This is a genomic window from Hydrogenophaga sp. IBVHS1 (assembly GCF_002127265.1).
Taxonomy (GTDB): Bacteria; Pseudomonadota; Gammaproteobacteria; order Burkholderiales; family Burkholderiaceae_C; genus Hydrogenophaga.
On the sequence record NZ_NFUU01000003.1, the window covers coordinates 699565 to 713701 of the forward strand.

A 14137-nucleotide genomic window follows, 5' to 3' on the forward strand; every position below is an offset into this window, starting at 1 on the left:
CGCAAGGTCCACGTGGATTGCCGCGCCACCATCGGCGAAGTGTCCAACCAGGAACACAGCCTGCGCCAGCTGGGCAAGGCCGGTGTCAAACGCCACATGGGCATCCGCCCAACCGTTCGCGGTACCGCGATGAACCCGATCGATCACCCGCACGGTGGTGGTGAAGGCAAGACCGGCGAAGGCCGCGCTCCGGTGGATCCGTGGGGCAACCTGACCAAGGGCTACCGCACCCGCAACAACCGCCGCACGCAGTCGATGATCGTCTCGCGTCGCAAGAAGTAAAGGGTTGACAACATGACTCGCTCACTCAAAAAAGGTCCGTTTGTCGACCACCACTTGATGGCCAAGGTTGAAAAAGCCCAAGCCAACAAGGACAAAAAGCCCGTCAAGACCTGGTCGCGCCGCTCGATGATCCTGCCCGATTTCATCGGCCTGACCATCGCCGTGCACAACGGCAAACAGCACGTGCCCGTGTACATCACCGATCAGATGGTGGGACACAAGCTCGGCGAGTTCTCGCTGACGCGCACGTTCAAAGGCCACCCGGCCGACAAAAAAGCGAAGAAGTAAGGACTAACCATGGAAACCCGTTCAATCGTTCGAGGCGTTCGCCTCTCGGTCGACAAAGGCCGACTGGTTGCCGACCTGATTCGTGGCAAGAAAGTCGATCAAGCCCTCAACATCCTGGCTTTCACGCAGAAGAAAGCGGCTGGCATCGTCAAGAAGGCGCTTGAGTCCGCCATTGCGAACGCCGAGCACAACGACGGCGCCGACATCGACGAGCTGAAGGTCACGACCATCTACGTCGAACAAGGCACCACGCTCAAGCGCTTCTCGGCCCGCGCCAAAGGCCGCGGCAACCGCATCAGCAAACCCACGTGTCACATCTACGTGACGGTTGGCAACTGAAGAGGTCACAGGAATATGGGACAAAAAATCAACCCGACCGGGTTCCGCCTCGCAATCTCCCGCAACTGGGCCAGCCGCTGGTATGCCAGCAACCGTGACTTCGCCGGCATGCTGGCTGAAGACATCAAGGTGCGTGAGTACCTCAAGGGCAAGCTGAAGAACGCCGCCGTTTCGCGCGTCGTGATCGAGCGCCCCGCCAAGAATGCGCGCATCACCATTTACTCGGCACGTCCGGGCGTGGTGATCGGCAAAAAAGGCGAGGACATCGAGAAGCTGAAGAAAGAACTGGCCGCCAAGCTCGGCGTGCCGGTCGCCGTCAACATCGAAGAAGTGCGCAAGCCCGAAATCGATGCCAAGTTGATCGCCGACAGCATCACGCAGCAGCTCGAGAAGCGCATCATGTTCCGCCGCGCCATGAAACGCGCCATGCAGAACGCGATGCGCCTGGGCGCCCAGGGCATCAAGATCATGTCGTCTGGTCGTCTGAACGGCATTGAAATCGCCCGTTGCGAGTGGTACCGCGAAGGTCGCGTGCCTCTTCACACCCTGCGTGCAGACATCGACTACGGCACGTCCGAAGCCAAGACCACCTACGGCATCATTGGTGTCAAGGTCTGGGTCTACAAGGGCGACACCCTGGGTCGCAACGATGCACCCGTGGTGGCCGAGCCGCGTGCTGAAGAAGAGCGCCGCCCGCGTGGTCCGCGCCGTGAGCGTCCGGCAGGTCCGCCTGCCCGCGCTGCGGTTCGCCGCCCAGGCGCCAATGCCGCACCGGCCGATGGCAGCGACAAGCCTGCTGAAGCTACCCCCGGCCTTGAGCCAAAACCCGCCGTTAAGCGCGTTCGCAAAGACGCCGCGCCCGCATCTGCAGCTGCGGACGGCAAAGGAGAATAAACATGTTGCAACCTGCTCGCCGCAAGTTCCGAAAAGAACAAAAAGGCCGCAATACGGGCGTCGCCACCAGCGGTGCCACCGTCGCATTCGGCGACTTCGGCCTGAAGTCGACCGACCGTGGTCGCCTTACGGCTCGTCAGATCGAGGCCGCACGCCGTGCGATCTCCCGCCACGTCAAGCGTGGTGGCCGCATCTGGATCCGCGTGTTCCCGGACAAGCCGATCTCCCAGAAGCCTGCTGAAGTCCGCATGGGCAACGGCAAGGGTTCCGTGGAGTACTACGTGGCCGAAATCCAGCCTGGCAAGGTGCTCTACGAGATCGTGGGTGTGCCCGAACAGCTGGCTCGTGAAGCTTTCCAGCTTGCCGCCGCCAAACTTCCCCTGCGCACCACATTCGTGACGCGCATGCTGGGTCAGTGATTCAGGAGAACACAAGATGAAAACTGCTGAACTGCGCCAGAAGGATGTGGCCGGCTTGGAAGCCGAAGTGAAGTCGCTGCAAAAGGCCCACTTTGGTCTGCGCATGCAAAAAGCCACGCAACAACTCAACAACAACGCCACGCTGGGTGATACCCGCCGTTCGATCGCTCGCGCCAAGACCATCCTGGCCGAAAAGCAGCGGGCTTCGGCCAAATAAGGAGTGACCATGACGGAAGCTAAAACATCCCTCAAGCGCACCTTGGTTGGCAAGGTGGTCAGCGACAAGCGCACCAAGACCGTGACGGTCCTGGTCGAGCGCCGTGTGAAGCACGAGCTCTACGACAAGATCGTGGCGAAATCCAGCAAGTACCACGCCCATGACGAAAAGGGCGAGTTCAAGACCGGCGACGTGATCGAGATCACCGAAAGCCGTCCGCTGTCCAAGACCAAAAACTGGGTCGCTACTCGCCTGGTGCAAAAAGCCGCACTGGTGTAAGCCCCAAGCCGCTGGTCTCAGCGCACAACGAAAAAGCGACCGACAATTCGGTCGCTTTTTCTTTTTCCGGACCGGGTTGGTCTGGTTCTTTCAGCCACGGCCTTCGGGCCATCACGACGAGGAGCACAGCATGATCAAGGTGGGCGACAAGATTCCGGCGGCAACGCTGATGGAGTACAGCGAAGTCGAGGGCAATGGTTGCAGCATCGGCCCCAATCCGGTGGATGTTGCGAAGACCTCCGCTGGCAAGACGATCGCCGTGTTTGCCCTGCCGGGCGCCTTCACGCCCACTTGCTCGGCCAAGCATGTGCCGGGCTTCGTGCAGCACGCCGCAGACTTCAAGGCTGCGGGCGTGGACGAGATCTGGTGCTTGAGCGTGAACGATGCGTTTGTGATGGGTGCCTGGGCACGCGACCAGAAGACCGGTGACAAGGTGCGCATGCTGGCGGACGGCAGCGCCGATTTCGCCAAAGCCACGGGTCTGACGCTGGATCTGACGGGCCGGGGCATGGGCCTGCGCAGCAACCGCTATTCGATGTTGATCAAGGACGGGGTGGTCAAGACCCTCAATGTCGAGGCGCCCGGCAAGTTCGAGGTGAGCGACGCGGACACTCTGCTGGCCCAGGCGAAGGCTGGCGTCTGATCAGAGATCGACCTTGAGGTAGTGCGCCCCGGCGATGGGGTTGTGGTAGTAGGGTGCCACCTCGACAAAGCCTGCCTCCTGGTACAGGGCGCGGGCTGTTTCCATGTCGCTCAAGGTGTCGAGCAGCATGGTGGTGTAACCGGCGAGCTGGCCTTCGGAGAGCACACGCTCCACCAGCAGCCGTCCCAGCCCGAAGCCACGGAATGCCGGGCGCACGAACAGGCGCTTCATCTCGCAGGCATTGAGGTGGTCTGAGTTGTGCAGTGGACGCATGGCGCAACAGCCCGCAGGCTCTCCGTCCACCAGTGCCAGCAGCAAGGCACCCGAAGGTGCAGCGTAGTCACCGGGCAGGCCAATTAACTCGGCGTCGAAACCCTGGAAGCACAGATCGATGCCGAGACCAGCCTGGTACTCCAGGAACAGACCCCTGACCGTCTGCAGGTCCTCGGGAAACTGGGCGGGTCTGAGGGATACGGCGGCGGCTCCAGGGTCGTTCATGGCGGCGGGATCGACGGACAGCGTCCGGGCGGTGGGGTGGCAGTCACTATACGACAGCACGCCGCCAGACTTCAGAAGGCGTTCCCGAGCTTGACCAGCCACGCGACCAACGCACCAGACAAAATCAAAACCGCCAACGCCACCAGCCGCGTGCCGGCCGAATCGCGTGCCGGGCGCACCGGCGTAGCAAGTTGCTTGTCGCCCACCACCATCGGCCGCACCAGACTTTGCTTTTTCACCACCTTGTAGAAGAGGATGGTCAGCACGTGCAGCACCACCAGCGCCATCACAATGAATTTGCCGACCTCCGTGTGGTACCCCGAGGCCAGCGAGACGGTATCTCCCGAGACAAAGCGAGCCAACGGGCCGGACACGGCAATTTCATCGTCGCTGATCAGCCCCGTGCCGACCTGGGCGGCAAGGATCAGGAGCAATGCCAGCACCGACAGCGCGCCCAGCGGTGTGTGGCCTGCCTCGTGCTCCGGCCGAGCCCGCCCGCGCAGGTAGGCCACCAGCGAAGTGGGTGAGTACAAAAAGCTCCCGAACCGCGACCAGTGTCCACCGACAAACCCCCAGACCAGCCGAAACAGCAGCAGCGTCAGCACTGCGTAGCCCAGCCGCAGGTGCCAGTTCATCCAGTTGCCTCCCACGCTGCCGGTCACCACAAGTCCGATCACGCAGATCGCCAGCAGCCAGTGAAAGACTCGGGTGGGCAGGTCCCAGATACGGATGGTGTGCATGGCGGTTCGGGGCGGTTGCATGAGACAGGATGGAGACGATACACGCATGGACAGCTCCCAAGGAACTTCGGGATCGCCGATACACTCAGGCGCGGGTGGCCTCAGAGCCACCGTGTCTCCCCCACAACCCGTTCAGGAGTCCTCATGAGAATCGTCGCCCCACTGGCTCTTTGCCTTGCCTTCGCCTCGTTCACAGCGCCCGCAATGGCACAGTTTCAGAAGCCCGAAGACGCGGTGAAGTACCGCAAGGCAGTGATGACCATCATGGGCAATCACGCCGGCCGCCTTGGCGCCATGGCCAATGGTCGCGTGGCGTTCGACGCAAAGGCGGCGGCGGACAGCGCTGCGCTGCTGGAGAGTCTGAGCAAGTTGCCGTGGGAAGCGTTCGTGGCGGGCACAGACAAGGGAGAAACCCGTGCCAAGCCGGAAATCTGGACCGAGCAGGCCAAGTTCAAGGAAGGTGCGGACAAGCTGCAGGTTGAAACTGCGAAGCTCTCGGCCGCCGCCAAGACGGGCAATCTTGACAGCGTGAAGACGGCTTTTGGTTCGGTCGGCCAGACCTGCAAGGCCTGCCACGACGCCTACCAGAAGAACTGAAGACGATCGATCAGGCCTGGGCCAGTAGCTTTTCGATCAAGCCGTGCAGGGCCGGAAAATCCGGCTCGCCCACATAGCGTTTGACGATCTGCCCCTGCTTGTCGACCAGGTAGGTGGTGGGGGTGAGTTTCACTTCCCCCCACTGCCTTGCAATTTCGCCGGTGTTGTCCAGCGCCACCTTGAAGGGCAACTGTCTGCTCTGCGCGAAATTGAGTACCCAGGCCGGCGGGTCATACTCCATCGCCACGGCCACGGTGTCAAACCCCTGACTCTGGTACTTGTGCCAGGTGGCGACGATCTGCGGCATCTCTTTGACGCAGGTCACGCAGGTGGTGGCCCAGAAATTCACCAGGGTGACCTTGCCCTTCAGATCGGCCGTGGTCGCCTTGGAGCCATCCAGCAGCACAAAGCTGGATTCGGGTGCCGCGTCGCGGCCGCTGCAGCCAGAGAGGCCGAGCGCGGCAACCGCGCCCAGCGCCGCTGTGGCCAGGAGGGTGTGCCTGCGGTGAAGGCCACCAGGGCTCAGATCGGTCATTGTCTTTTCACTTCCCGGGGACTACATTGCCCCACGTCTTTCGTCCATTTGCCATCCAGAAGGATCTGCCATGCAACGCCGCCAGTTTACCCAGTCCACCTCAGCCCTCATTGGCCTTCTGGTCCTGGCTGTTCATGAACAGGCGAGGGCGCTGTCACTCAGCGATCTCACCAACCAGGACGCCAGTCAGGGCATCAAGGTCGCGCTGGAAAAGGGAGCGCTGGCGGCGGTCGCTTTGCTTGGCAAGGCTGATGGATTCCTCGGCAACCCGAAAGTTCGGATTCCCCTGCCCGGATTTCTCGAAGACGCGTCCAAGCTGCTGAAACTGACCGGCCAGGGCAAGCGGGTGGACGAGCTCGTGACGAGCATGAACCGGGCCGCCGAGGCGGCGGTTCCCATGGGCAAAGATCTGCTGGTGGGGGCGGTGAAGTCCATGAGCGTCACCGATGCCAAAAACATCCTGAGCGGCGGTGAAAACTCCGTCACCCAGTTCTTTGCCGACAAGACGCGCAGCCCGTTGGGCGAAAAATTCCTGCCCATCGTCACCAAAGCCACCGAGAGGGTGGGCCTGGCCAACCAGTACAACCGGGTGGCTGGAAAGGCCGCAGGTTTCGGGCTCGTGAAAGGTGAAGACGCCAACATCCAGCGCTACGTTACCGGCAAGTCGCTCGATGGCCTCTACACCATCATTGGTGAGGAAGAACGCAAGATCCGCCAGGACCCCGTGGGCACCGGCAGCGCCATCCTCCAGAAAGTGTTTGGTACATTGAAGTGAGTGCCAGCCCCCGGTGGCGGGGTTGGTTTACTTCAGTTTGCTGCGGGCCTCCCTGAGCCGCGCTTCCAGATACTCACCATAAAAATCAGGCACCGCCACCCCCACCAGGCGCTCGGCCAGCTCTCGCCCGTCCGGGCCGAAGAACAGGACGGTGGGGGTGAAGCGCGCCTTCCATGCCGTGGCCAGCGCGGCTGGCGTGGTCAACTGCCCATCGAAGCCCTGCAGGTTGCCGGTGCGGTCGAGCACATCGAGCTGCACCGCGTGCACCAGGCCTTCACGGCGCATCGGCAGCAGGTACTGCTTGCGCACGATTTCGCAGTAGGGGCAGCCCGCCAGCGTGATCATCACCACCAGCGGCTGGCCGCGTGCGGCTGCGGCGCTGGCAGCCCCGCGCAGAGAGTTGGGGGTGGGCAACTGGTCCGACATGGAGCTGCGGCCTGCCTCAGATGGCGCCACTGCGCCGAAGCTCGGCCAGCCGCTCGGGCGGGCAGGCCAGCCAGTCCTTCAGGACCTCGGCCGTGTGCTGGCCCAGCAGCGGCGGGGGCAGGTCGTTTCTCACCGGCGTGACACCAAGCTTGAGCGGGCTCGCGACCAGATCCACCGCGTTGGCCAGCGGGTGTGCCCAGGTGTGCACCATGCCGCGCGACTGCACGTGTTCATCGGCAAACACTTCGGCCAGGTTGTTGATGGGTCCGCAAGGTACCTTGGCGGCTTCAAGCGCGCTCAGCCAGTCGGCTTTGCCGCGCGATTTCAGGACCGTCTCCAGCAAAGGAACCAGCACCTCGCGGTGGCGCACCCGGTTCTGGTTCTGCGCAAAGCGGGGGTCGGTGGCCAGCTCGGGCTGGCCGGCCACGGCGCAGAATTTGGCGAACTGGCCGTCGTTGCCCACGGCCAGAATGATGTGCTGTGGTTGCCCCTGTGCATCCGGCGCCACCTCGAACACCTGGTAGGGCACGATGTTGGCGTGTGCGTTGCCCGCACGACCCGGCACCTTGCCGTCTTCGCGTCCGCGCACCAGGTAGTTGGCGCCCAAGTTGGCGAGCATGGCCACTTGCGTGTCGAGCAGGGCCATGTCGATGTGCTGACCCTCACCCGTGCGCTCGGCGTGTCGCAGCGCGGCCTGGATGCCGACCGTGGCGTACAGGCCGGTGAACAGATCGGCCACGGCCACGCCCACTTTCTGCGGGCCGCCCCCCGGCAAAGCGTCGCGTTCGCCGGTCACGCTCATGAGGCCACCCATGGCCTGAATAGCGAAGTCGTAACCTGCGCGGTCTTTGTAGGGGCCGGTCTGGCCGAAACCGGTGATGGAGCAGTACACCAGCCTCGGGTTGATCTTGCGCAGGCTGTCGAAGTCCAGGCCATAGCGCGCCATATCGCCGACCTTGTAGTTCTCCACGAACACGTGGGCTTGTTTCGCCAGCTCGCGGATGAGCGCCTGGCCTTCGGGCTGGGCTATGTCGCAGGTGATGGATCGCTTGTTGCGGTTGGCGCCCAGGTAGTAGGCGGCCTCGGCCGTGTCGGCGCCGTCGTGACTTCGCAGGAAGGGTGGGCCCCAGCCGCGCGTGTCGTCGCCACCGGGGTGTTGCGCGCTGGCAGGACGCTCGACCTTCACCACGTCGGCGCCGAGGTCTGCCAGGGTCTGCGTGCACCAGGGCCCGGCGAGCACGCGTGACAAGTCCAGGATACGGATACCATCCAGAGCATTCATGTCGCCATTGTGCGCGAGGCCGTCCGTGCCTCGCATCGAGCCGCATCTTGACGGCCGTGGCCCAGCTGGAATTCCCATGTCTCTTTTCTCTGCGGGCCTTGCGCCTGGTCGTCGCCCGCCGACGGTTACACCCATCCTGATCGCCTTGCTCGCCCTGTCCGCCTGCAGCCCCACCTTCAACTGGCGCGAGCTGCGTCCAGAGGGCACGCCACTGCAGACGCTCATGCCATGCAAGCCCGAACACGCCACCCGCACCGTGCTCTTGGCGGGGGCGGGTACCGAGCTGCACCTGCAAAGCTGCGACACCGGGGGCCTGAGTTTCGCCGTGGCCTGGGCAGAACTTGGGGAACCTGCCCGGGTGGACGCGGCGCTCGCGGAGTGGCCCCGCGCCTCTCTTGCCAGCTTGCGCCTGGCGCCGGAGCTGGCCGATTCGCCTGAGGCGCGCTGGGCCTTTCATATGCCTGGCGCACCGAAAGCGCGCAGCCTCGCCGTGCAGGGCACGGGACCGCAGGGCCAGCTGGTACAGATGCGCGCGGCGTACTTTGCCCGCGGCTCCCAGGTCTTCCAGGCTGCCGTTTATGGGCCGAGCCTGCCCGGCGAGGTAATCGCCACATTTTTCGACGCCTTGAAACTGCCATGAGCGCAGCGCCCCGATCCGATCTGTTGCCGGCGCGCACCGCGGTCATCGTGTTCCTGGCGTTTGTGCTCGCCTATTTCCTGTCGGCCTTGCTGCGCGCCATCACCGCCACGCTGTCGCCCACCCTGAGCGCCGAGATGGCCCTCAGCGCCGGCGACCTGGGGCTGCTGGCGGGCGGCTACTTTTTCGGCTTTGCCCTCACGCAGTTGCCGCTGGGCAACTGGCTGGACCGGTATGGCCCGCGCGTCGTGGTGCTGGGCTTCCTGAGCATGGCTGTGGCGGGATGCGCCGCGTTCGCCATGGCCACCAGTTTTTCGGGTTTGCTGGCGGCTCGGGTGCTCATTGGTATGGGGGTGAGTGCCTGCCTGATGGCACCGCTTACAGGCTACCGGCGCTGGCTCACGCCGGCGGCGCAGATGCGCGCCAACTCCTGGATGCTGATGTCTGGATCACTCGGCATGGTGGCGTCCACCTTGCCCGTGCAATGGCTGATGCCGTTCACCGGCTGGCGGGGGCTGTTCTGGTGGCTGGCCGCGCTGATCCTTCTGTCCATGGTCTTGCTGGCCGCCACCGTTCCGCGCTGGCGGCACCAGGACACATCGAAAGAGGCGGCGGTAGCGCCCGCACTGCAGGGCTATGGATTCATCTGGCGCCATCCCTACTTCCGCCAGATGCTGCCGGTCGGCATCGTCAACTATGGCGGCATGATCGCTGTGCAGACTCTCTGGGCCGGGCCGTGGATGGTGAAGGTGGCTGGCTACACGCCCGAGGCAGCGGCCGCCGGGCTCTTCGGCATCAACCTGTCCATGCTTTGCACCTTCTGGGCATGGGGCATGGTCAACCCGCACCTGGCGCGCCGCGGCTTCTCACCCGAGCGCCTGATTGCCTGGGGCATGCCGGTGAGCCTGGCGGTGCTGGCGACCATCGTCGTGCTGGGTGCCGATGCGGGCTGGGCGCTGTGGGCCTTGTTCTGCGTCAGCAGCACCTTTGCCTCACTTTCGCAGCCTGCGGTGGCGCTGGCACTGCCTGCCGAGGCAGCCGGCCGTGCGCTCTCGGCTTACAACCTTGCTATTTTTGCCGGCGTGTTCGCAGCCCAGTGGGGCATTGGCGCGCTGATCGAGGCCCTGAGCGTGCTGGGCTGGAGCGAGGCCGCGCGTTTCCGCGGCGCCTTTGCCATCTTCGGCGTGTGTTGCGTGTTCGCCTACGCGACCTTCTGGCGAGCCTGGCGCGGCCTTTCTGCCAGGCGAGCCAGCTAAACTTGCCCCATGAACGGCATCTTCATCATTGCCCACGCTCCGTTGGCCGCGGCGTTGCGTCAATGCGTGCTGCATGTGTTCCCCGATGCAGCCGATGCCGTGGTGGCGCTGGACATCCAGCCCAACGTGCCGCCCGAAGAATCGCTGGCCCAGGCGCGTGCCCTGTTGCGCCAGATGCACCTGCCTCAGACGCTGGTGGTGGCCGATGTGTTCGGCGCCACACCTTGCAACGTGGCGCAAAAGCTGATCGACGGCGTGAATTCCAAGCTCATCACCGGCGTCAACCTTCCCATGTTGCTGCGCACCGTGTCGTATCGGCACGAGTCGCTCGATGCCCTGATCTCCCGCGCCATGATCGGTGCCACGCAGGGAGTCATTCAGGTCGCCGTGACCGCTCCCCAGAACCAGGCCCGACGAACCACCCATGATCAAGACCACCGTGACCATCAGCAATAAGCTCGGGTTGCACGCACGCGCTTCGGCCAAACTCACCAAACTCGCTGGCAGCTTTGCCAGCGATGTCTGGATGACGCGCGCCGATCGCCGCGTCAACGCCAAAAGCATCATGGGCGTGATGATGCTCGCGGCGGGTCTGGGCAGCTCGGTGGAAATTGAGACGTCCGGCAGCGATGAGCAGGCCGCCCTCAATGCGATCGTGGCCCTGATCGACGACAAGTTCGGCGAGGGGGAATGACGTTCTCGGTCCACGGCCTGGCTGTCTCCCGAGGCATTGCCATCGGGCGAGCCGTGATCGTGGCGTCCAGCCGCGTCGATGTCGCGCACTACTTTGTGCAGGCAGACGAGGTGCAGGGCGAGATTGAGCGCCTGCGCCACGCGCGCAACGCGGTGGCCGAGGAAATCCTGAAGGTCCAGCACAGTCTGAGCGAGCTGGAGTCGACCGACGCGCACCCTGAACTCACTGCGCTGCTCGATGTGCACCTGATGCTGCTGCAGGACGAGCAACTCACCGGTGGCGTCAAGCACTGGATCGTGGACCGCCACTACAACGCCGAATGGGCGCTCACCACCCAGCTCGAGGTGATTGCGCGCCAGTTTGACGAAATGGAGGATCTTTACCTGCGCGAGCGCAAGGCCGACCTGGAGCAGGTGGTCGAGCGCATGTTGCGCGTCATGCGTGGTGTGGCCTCGCCCGTGGCGGGTGGCGCGCGGCCGGTGCACGACAACAGCACCGAAGTGCCGCTGGTGCTGATCGCGCACGACCTGTCGCCTGCGGACATGCTGCAGTTCAAGCAGAGCGTGTTCGCCGGGTTTGTCACCGATGTCGGTGGCAAGACCAGCCACACCGCCATCGTCGCTCGCAGCATGGACATCCCGGCGGTGGTGGGCGCGCGTTCGGCGAGCCACCTCGTCAAACAGGACGACTGGGTCATCATCGACGGCGACGCCGGTGTGGTGCTGGTCGACCCCTCGCCCATCCTGCTGGCCGAGTACGGCTTCAAGCAGCGTCAGGGTGAGGTGGAGCGCGAGCGACTCTCGCGTCTGAGGAACACGCCCGCCGTCACGCTCGATGGTCAGAAGATCGAGCTGTTGGCGAACATCGAGCAACCCGAAGACGCCGTGGCCGCCCTCAAGGCCGGCGCCGTGGGCGTGGGGCTGTTCCGCAGCGAATTTCTTTTCATGGGCCGCAACGGCAAGTTGCCCGACGAGGAAGAGCAATACCAGGCTTACCGCCGCGCGGTCGATGGCATGCAGGGCCTGCCGGTGACGATTCGCACGGTCGACGTGGGCGCCGACAAGCCGCTGGACCGTGGCGCTTCGCGCGCGGGCGACGACCACCTCAACCCGGCGCTGGGACTGCGAGCGATCCGCTGGAGCCTGTCCGAACCTTCCATGTTCCTGGCCCAGCTTCGCGCCATCCTCCGAGCTGCCGCACATGGGCCCGTCAACCTGCTGATTCCCATGCTGGCCCACGCGAGCGAGATTCGCCAGACGCTCTCGCTCATCAACCGCGCCCGGGATCAGCTCACCAACGCCGGCGTCCCGCAGGGCTCGGTCAAGCTCGGCGCCATGATCGAGGTGCCCGCCGCGGCACTGACCATTCCGCTGTTCCTGCGCCACTTCGATTTTCTCTCTGTCGGCACCAACGACCTGATCCAGTACACGCTGGCGATTGACCGCGCCGACGAAGCCGTTTCGCATCTCTACGACCCGGTGCACCCCGCGGTGCTGCACCTGCTGGCCAGCACCATCGCGCAGTGCCGCGAGCAGGGCAAGGGCGTGAGCGTGTGTGGCGAGATGGCTGGCGATGTGACATTGACGCGCCTGCTGCTGGGTCTTGGCCTGCGCAGTTTTTCCATGCATCCATCGCAGATCCTGGCGGTGAAGCAGCAGATCCTGCGTTGCGACACGGGCCGCCTCCAGACTTGGGCGCAGAGCGTGCTGGCCGCCGAAGATCCGGCCGCACTGATGGTCGACTAAGCTTTTTGCTGGCGCGTGGCCAGCACGGCCGCGCCCACGATCATCACAGCGGCCAGGCCCACCGCCAGGCTCGGCTTTTCGCCGCGCATCAGCAGCAAGGTCAGCGTGGACAACAGGGGTGTGAGGAAGCTCAGCACGCCGATCTGCCGAGCATCACCGCGCTTGAGCGCCGCATCCCACAGAAAGAAGGCGCCGCCCAGCGGACCCAGGCCGAGCACGGCGATCAGGCTCAGATCGCGCGACGACAAGGCCACCGAGGGCTCCAGCAGCGCGTGGCACAGCAGGGCCAGCAAGCCAGATATCAATGCGAAGCTGCCGATGGCGGCGGTGGGAAAAGCGCGCACGCGCTGCGTGAGCAATGAATAGCTGGCCCAGATGAAGGCCGAGCCCAGTGCGGGGATGTAGCCCCAGGCCCAGCGCGCCTCGCCGGCTTCCCCGGTGCCGCCCAGTATGGCCAGCGCCGCACCGGCAAAGCCCAGCAGGGCCGCCAGCAGATGGCGCCGCGTGAGCGACATGCCGGGCAGGAACAGTGGCGCCATGACGACGATGCCCAGCGGCCAGAGGTAGTTCACCAGGTTGGCCTGCACCGGTGGCGCGTGGCGCAGTGCAATGAACAGCAGAAAGTGAAAACCGAACAGGCCGTAGACACCAATCGCCAGGGTGGGCAGCGGCACGCGCCACTGCCGCAGGTCGAACCGCGAGAGCGGAAGCGCGATGAGGCTGCCCACCAGCAGAGAGAGGCCCGTGAGCAAAAATGGCGGCACATGCGACAAGGTCACGCCCAGCGCGGCCAGCGAGGCCCAGAGCGCGATGGCCCCGAGCGCAAGAAGGTTGGCGGTGTTCATGCGCCCAAGCCTAGCGGAAGCGATCGTCGCGAAACGCGGGTCAGTCGTCGTGCGGCGCGGGTTCAGATGCCAGTTCGGCGCCGGGCGGCGGTGAGTGCAGAGGGCGAACGGTAGCCGCTGCGGCGCGCCACCTCGGCCACGCCCAGCCCTTGCTCGCGCCACGCCCGCGCTTGCGCCAGCCGCAGTTCGCGCAGCCATTGCTGGGTGCTCTGGCCACGCTCATCGCGGCAGCGCGCAGTCAGCTGGGCCGCGCTCAAGTGCACCCGCGCCGCCAGCTCGGCCAGCGAGGGGGCGCTGCTCGAGCGTGCAAGCGCCCAGCGGGCGAGCGCGTCCCAGTCGATGGCCCGGCGAGGACGAGGCGAAACCTGCGTGGACGGCAACCACGATTCAAGCAGCAACGAAGGGCCCACCTGCTGGGCGCGGGGCAAGCGGTCCGCACAGGCGCGGGCAAGGTAACTCGCCAGCGCCTGCGTGGCGAGCGTGGGTGGAAATGTGCCCGCACGTGCCCAGGCATTCGCGTGGCTGTCGAGCACGAGGCAGCGTGCGCCGCTTAGCGCCTCGAAGTCGTGCCGTTCGCCCGGCGGCACCACACAGCCGTCGCCGACAGCAATGCGCCGGCCGCGCCCGGCCACCTCCAGCTCGAGCACGCCATCAAGGCCGACGAGTATCTGAAAGTGGTCGTGGTCGTGGCTGCCGTGCGAGGCGCCGTAGTCGCGCACGCTCAAGCTGTCGTGCGCGGCAGACAT

At 64.8% G+C, this 14137-nt stretch carries 21 protein-coding genes and 1 pseudogene; 15 read left to right on the plus strand and 7 right to left on the minus strand.

Annotation, left to right across the window (positions count from 1 at the left end; translation table 11 throughout):
• The 8 genes and pseudogenes from CAP37_RS21195 to CAP37_RS21230 form a co-directional block, all read left to right on the plus strand.
• A pseudogene (locus CAP37_RS21195) lies at window positions 1–282 on the plus strand (50S ribosomal protein L2); the annotation flags it as partial.
• A 12-nt stretch (window positions 283–294) separates the two neighbouring features.
• Window positions 295–570, plus strand: a complete 276-nt coding sequence (gene rpsS / locus CAP37_RS21200) for a 30S ribosomal protein S19 (RefSeq protein ID WP_086126954.1) — start codon at window positions 295–297, stop codon at window positions 568–570.
• Between the two features lie 9 nt (window positions 571–579).
• On the plus strand, window positions 580–909 hold the full coding sequence (gene rplV / locus CAP37_RS21205) for a 50S ribosomal protein L22 (protein WP_056266781.1): 330 nt from the start codon (window positions 580–582) through the stop codon (window positions 907–909).
• A 15-nt stretch (window positions 910–924) separates the two neighbouring features.
• Window positions 925–1803 carry a 30S ribosomal protein S3 gene (rpsC, locus tag CAP37_RS21210; protein ID WP_086126957.1) on the plus strand — a complete coding sequence of 293 codons (879 nt, stop codon included), beginning with the start codon at window positions 925–927 and terminating at the stop codon, window positions 1801–1803.
• A gap of 2 nt (window positions 1804–1805) precedes the next feature.
• Window positions 1806–2222, plus strand: a complete 417-nt coding sequence (rplP, locus tag CAP37_RS21215) for a 50S ribosomal protein L16 (RefSeq protein WP_086126960.1) — start codon at window positions 1806–1808, stop codon at window positions 2220–2222.
• A 16-nt stretch (window positions 2223–2238) separates the two neighbouring features.
• Window positions 2239–2439 (plus strand): 50S ribosomal protein L29, encoded by a 201-nt coding sequence (gene rpmC, locus CAP37_RS21220; RefSeq protein WP_086126962.1) that lies wholly within the window; start codon window positions 2239–2241, stop codon window positions 2437–2439.
• Between the two features lie 9 nt (window positions 2440–2448).
• Window positions 2449–2718: a 30S ribosomal protein S17 gene (gene rpsQ, locus CAP37_RS21225; RefSeq protein WP_086126965.1), complete on the plus strand. Its 270-nt coding sequence runs from the start codon at window positions 2449–2451 to the stop codon at window positions 2716–2718.
• Window positions 2719–2848: 130 nt separating this feature from the next.
• Window positions 2849–3361 carry a peroxiredoxin gene (locus CAP37_RS21230; protein ID WP_086126968.1) on the plus strand — a complete coding sequence of 171 codons (513 nt, stop codon included), beginning with the start codon at window positions 2849–2851 and terminating at the stop codon, window positions 3359–3361.
• Here the strand turns inward: CAP37_RS21230 and CAP37_RS21235 are convergent, their stop codons facing one another.
• Window positions 3362–3859 carry a GNAT family N-acetyltransferase gene (locus CAP37_RS21235; protein WP_086126971.1) on the minus strand — a complete coding sequence of 166 codons (498 nt, stop codon included), beginning with the start codon at window positions 3857–3859 and terminating at the stop codon, window positions 3362–3364.
• Between the two features lie 71 nt (window positions 3860–3930).
• A complete protein-coding gene (locus CAP37_RS21240; RefSeq protein WP_086126973.1) occupies window positions 3931–4599 on the minus strand; it encodes a cytochrome b/b6 domain-containing protein in 669 nt (222 codons plus the stop codon).
• 144 nt (window positions 4600–4743) lie between these two features.
• Between CAP37_RS21240 and CAP37_RS21245 the strand changes: the two genes are divergently transcribed.
• On the plus strand, window positions 4744–5196 hold the full coding sequence (locus CAP37_RS21245) for a cytochrome c (RefSeq protein ID WP_086126974.1): 453 nt from the start codon (window positions 4744–4746) through the stop codon (window positions 5194–5196).
• Between the two features lie 10 nt (window positions 5197–5206).
• Here the strand turns inward: CAP37_RS21245 and CAP37_RS21250 are convergent, their stop codons facing one another.
• On the minus strand, window positions 5207–5731 hold the full coding sequence (locus CAP37_RS21250; RefSeq protein WP_086126977.1) for a TlpA disulfide reductase family protein: 525 nt from the start codon (window positions 5729–5731) through the stop codon (window positions 5207–5209).
• A gap of 70 nt (window positions 5732–5801) precedes the next feature.
• Between CAP37_RS21250 and CAP37_RS21255 the strand changes: the two genes are divergently transcribed.
• Window positions 5802–6506, plus strand: coding sequence for a DUF4197 domain-containing protein (locus tag CAP37_RS21255; RefSeq protein WP_086126980.1), 705 nt, complete (start codon window positions 5802–5804; stop codon window positions 6504–6506).
• A 27-nt stretch (window positions 6507–6533) separates the two neighbouring features.
• On the opposite strand, the gene CAP37_RS21260 is transcribed toward CAP37_RS21255, so the two are convergent.
• Both CAP37_RS21260 and CAP37_RS21265 read right to left on the minus strand, forming a co-directional pair.
• Window positions 6534–6932, minus strand: a complete 399-nt coding sequence (locus tag CAP37_RS21260; RefSeq protein WP_086126982.1) for a thioredoxin fold domain-containing protein — start codon at window positions 6930–6932, stop codon at window positions 6534–6536.
• Between the two features lie 16 nt (window positions 6933–6948).
• Window positions 6949–8214, minus strand: coding sequence for a CaiB/BaiF CoA-transferase family protein (locus tag CAP37_RS21265; protein WP_086127206.1), 1266 nt, complete (start codon window positions 8212–8214; stop codon window positions 6949–6951).
• Between the two features lie 76 nt (window positions 8215–8290).
• Here CAP37_RS21265 and CAP37_RS21270 point away from each other — a divergent pair, with 76 nt between their 5' ends.
• Genes CAP37_RS21270 through ptsP form a run of 5 tightly spaced genes read left to right on the plus strand, consistent with a single transcriptional unit; the run spans window position 8291 to window position 12546 of the window.
• Window positions 8291–8854 (plus strand): hypothetical protein, encoded by a 564-nt coding sequence (locus tag CAP37_RS21270; RefSeq protein WP_086126985.1) that lies wholly within the window; start codon window positions 8291–8293, stop codon window positions 8852–8854.
• Window positions 8851–10107: an MFS transporter gene (locus tag CAP37_RS21275; protein WP_086126988.1), complete on the plus strand. Its 1257-nt coding sequence runs from the start codon at window positions 8851–8853 to the stop codon at window positions 10105–10107. The genes CAP37_RS21270 and CAP37_RS21275 overlap by 4 nt, the downstream gene beginning before the upstream one ends.
• A 9-nt stretch (window positions 10108–10116) precedes the next feature.
• A complete protein-coding gene (locus CAP37_RS21280; RefSeq protein ID WP_086126991.1) occupies window positions 10117–10563 on the plus strand; it encodes a PTS sugar transporter subunit IIA in 447 nt (148 codons plus the stop codon).
• Complete coding sequence (locus CAP37_RS21285; RefSeq protein WP_086126993.1) at window positions 10532–10801, plus strand: HPr family phosphocarrier protein; 270 nt, start codon at window positions 10532–10534, stop codon at window positions 10799–10801. Before CAP37_RS21280 ends, CAP37_RS21285 begins: the two co-directional genes overlap by 32 nt.
• The gene (ptsP, locus tag CAP37_RS21290; protein ID WP_086126996.1) at window positions 10798–12546 is read left to right on the plus strand and encodes a phosphoenolpyruvate--protein phosphotransferase; all 1749 of its coding nucleotides are present in this window, start codon (window positions 10798–10800) and stop codon (window positions 12544–12546) included. Before CAP37_RS21285 ends, ptsP begins: the two co-directional genes overlap by 4 nt.
• Here ptsP and CAP37_RS21295 read toward each other — a convergent pair.
• Window positions 12543–13391, minus strand: a complete 849-nt coding sequence (locus CAP37_RS21295; RefSeq protein ID WP_086126999.1) for a DMT family transporter — start codon at window positions 13389–13391, stop codon at window positions 12543–12545. The two genes, ptsP and CAP37_RS21295, sit on opposite strands and share 4 nt — an antisense overlap.
• 62 nt (window positions 13392–13453) lie before the next feature.
• Window positions 13454–14137 (minus strand): AraC family transcriptional regulator, encoded by a 684-nt coding sequence (locus CAP37_RS21300; protein WP_086127002.1) that lies wholly within the window; start codon window positions 14135–14137, stop codon window positions 13454–13456.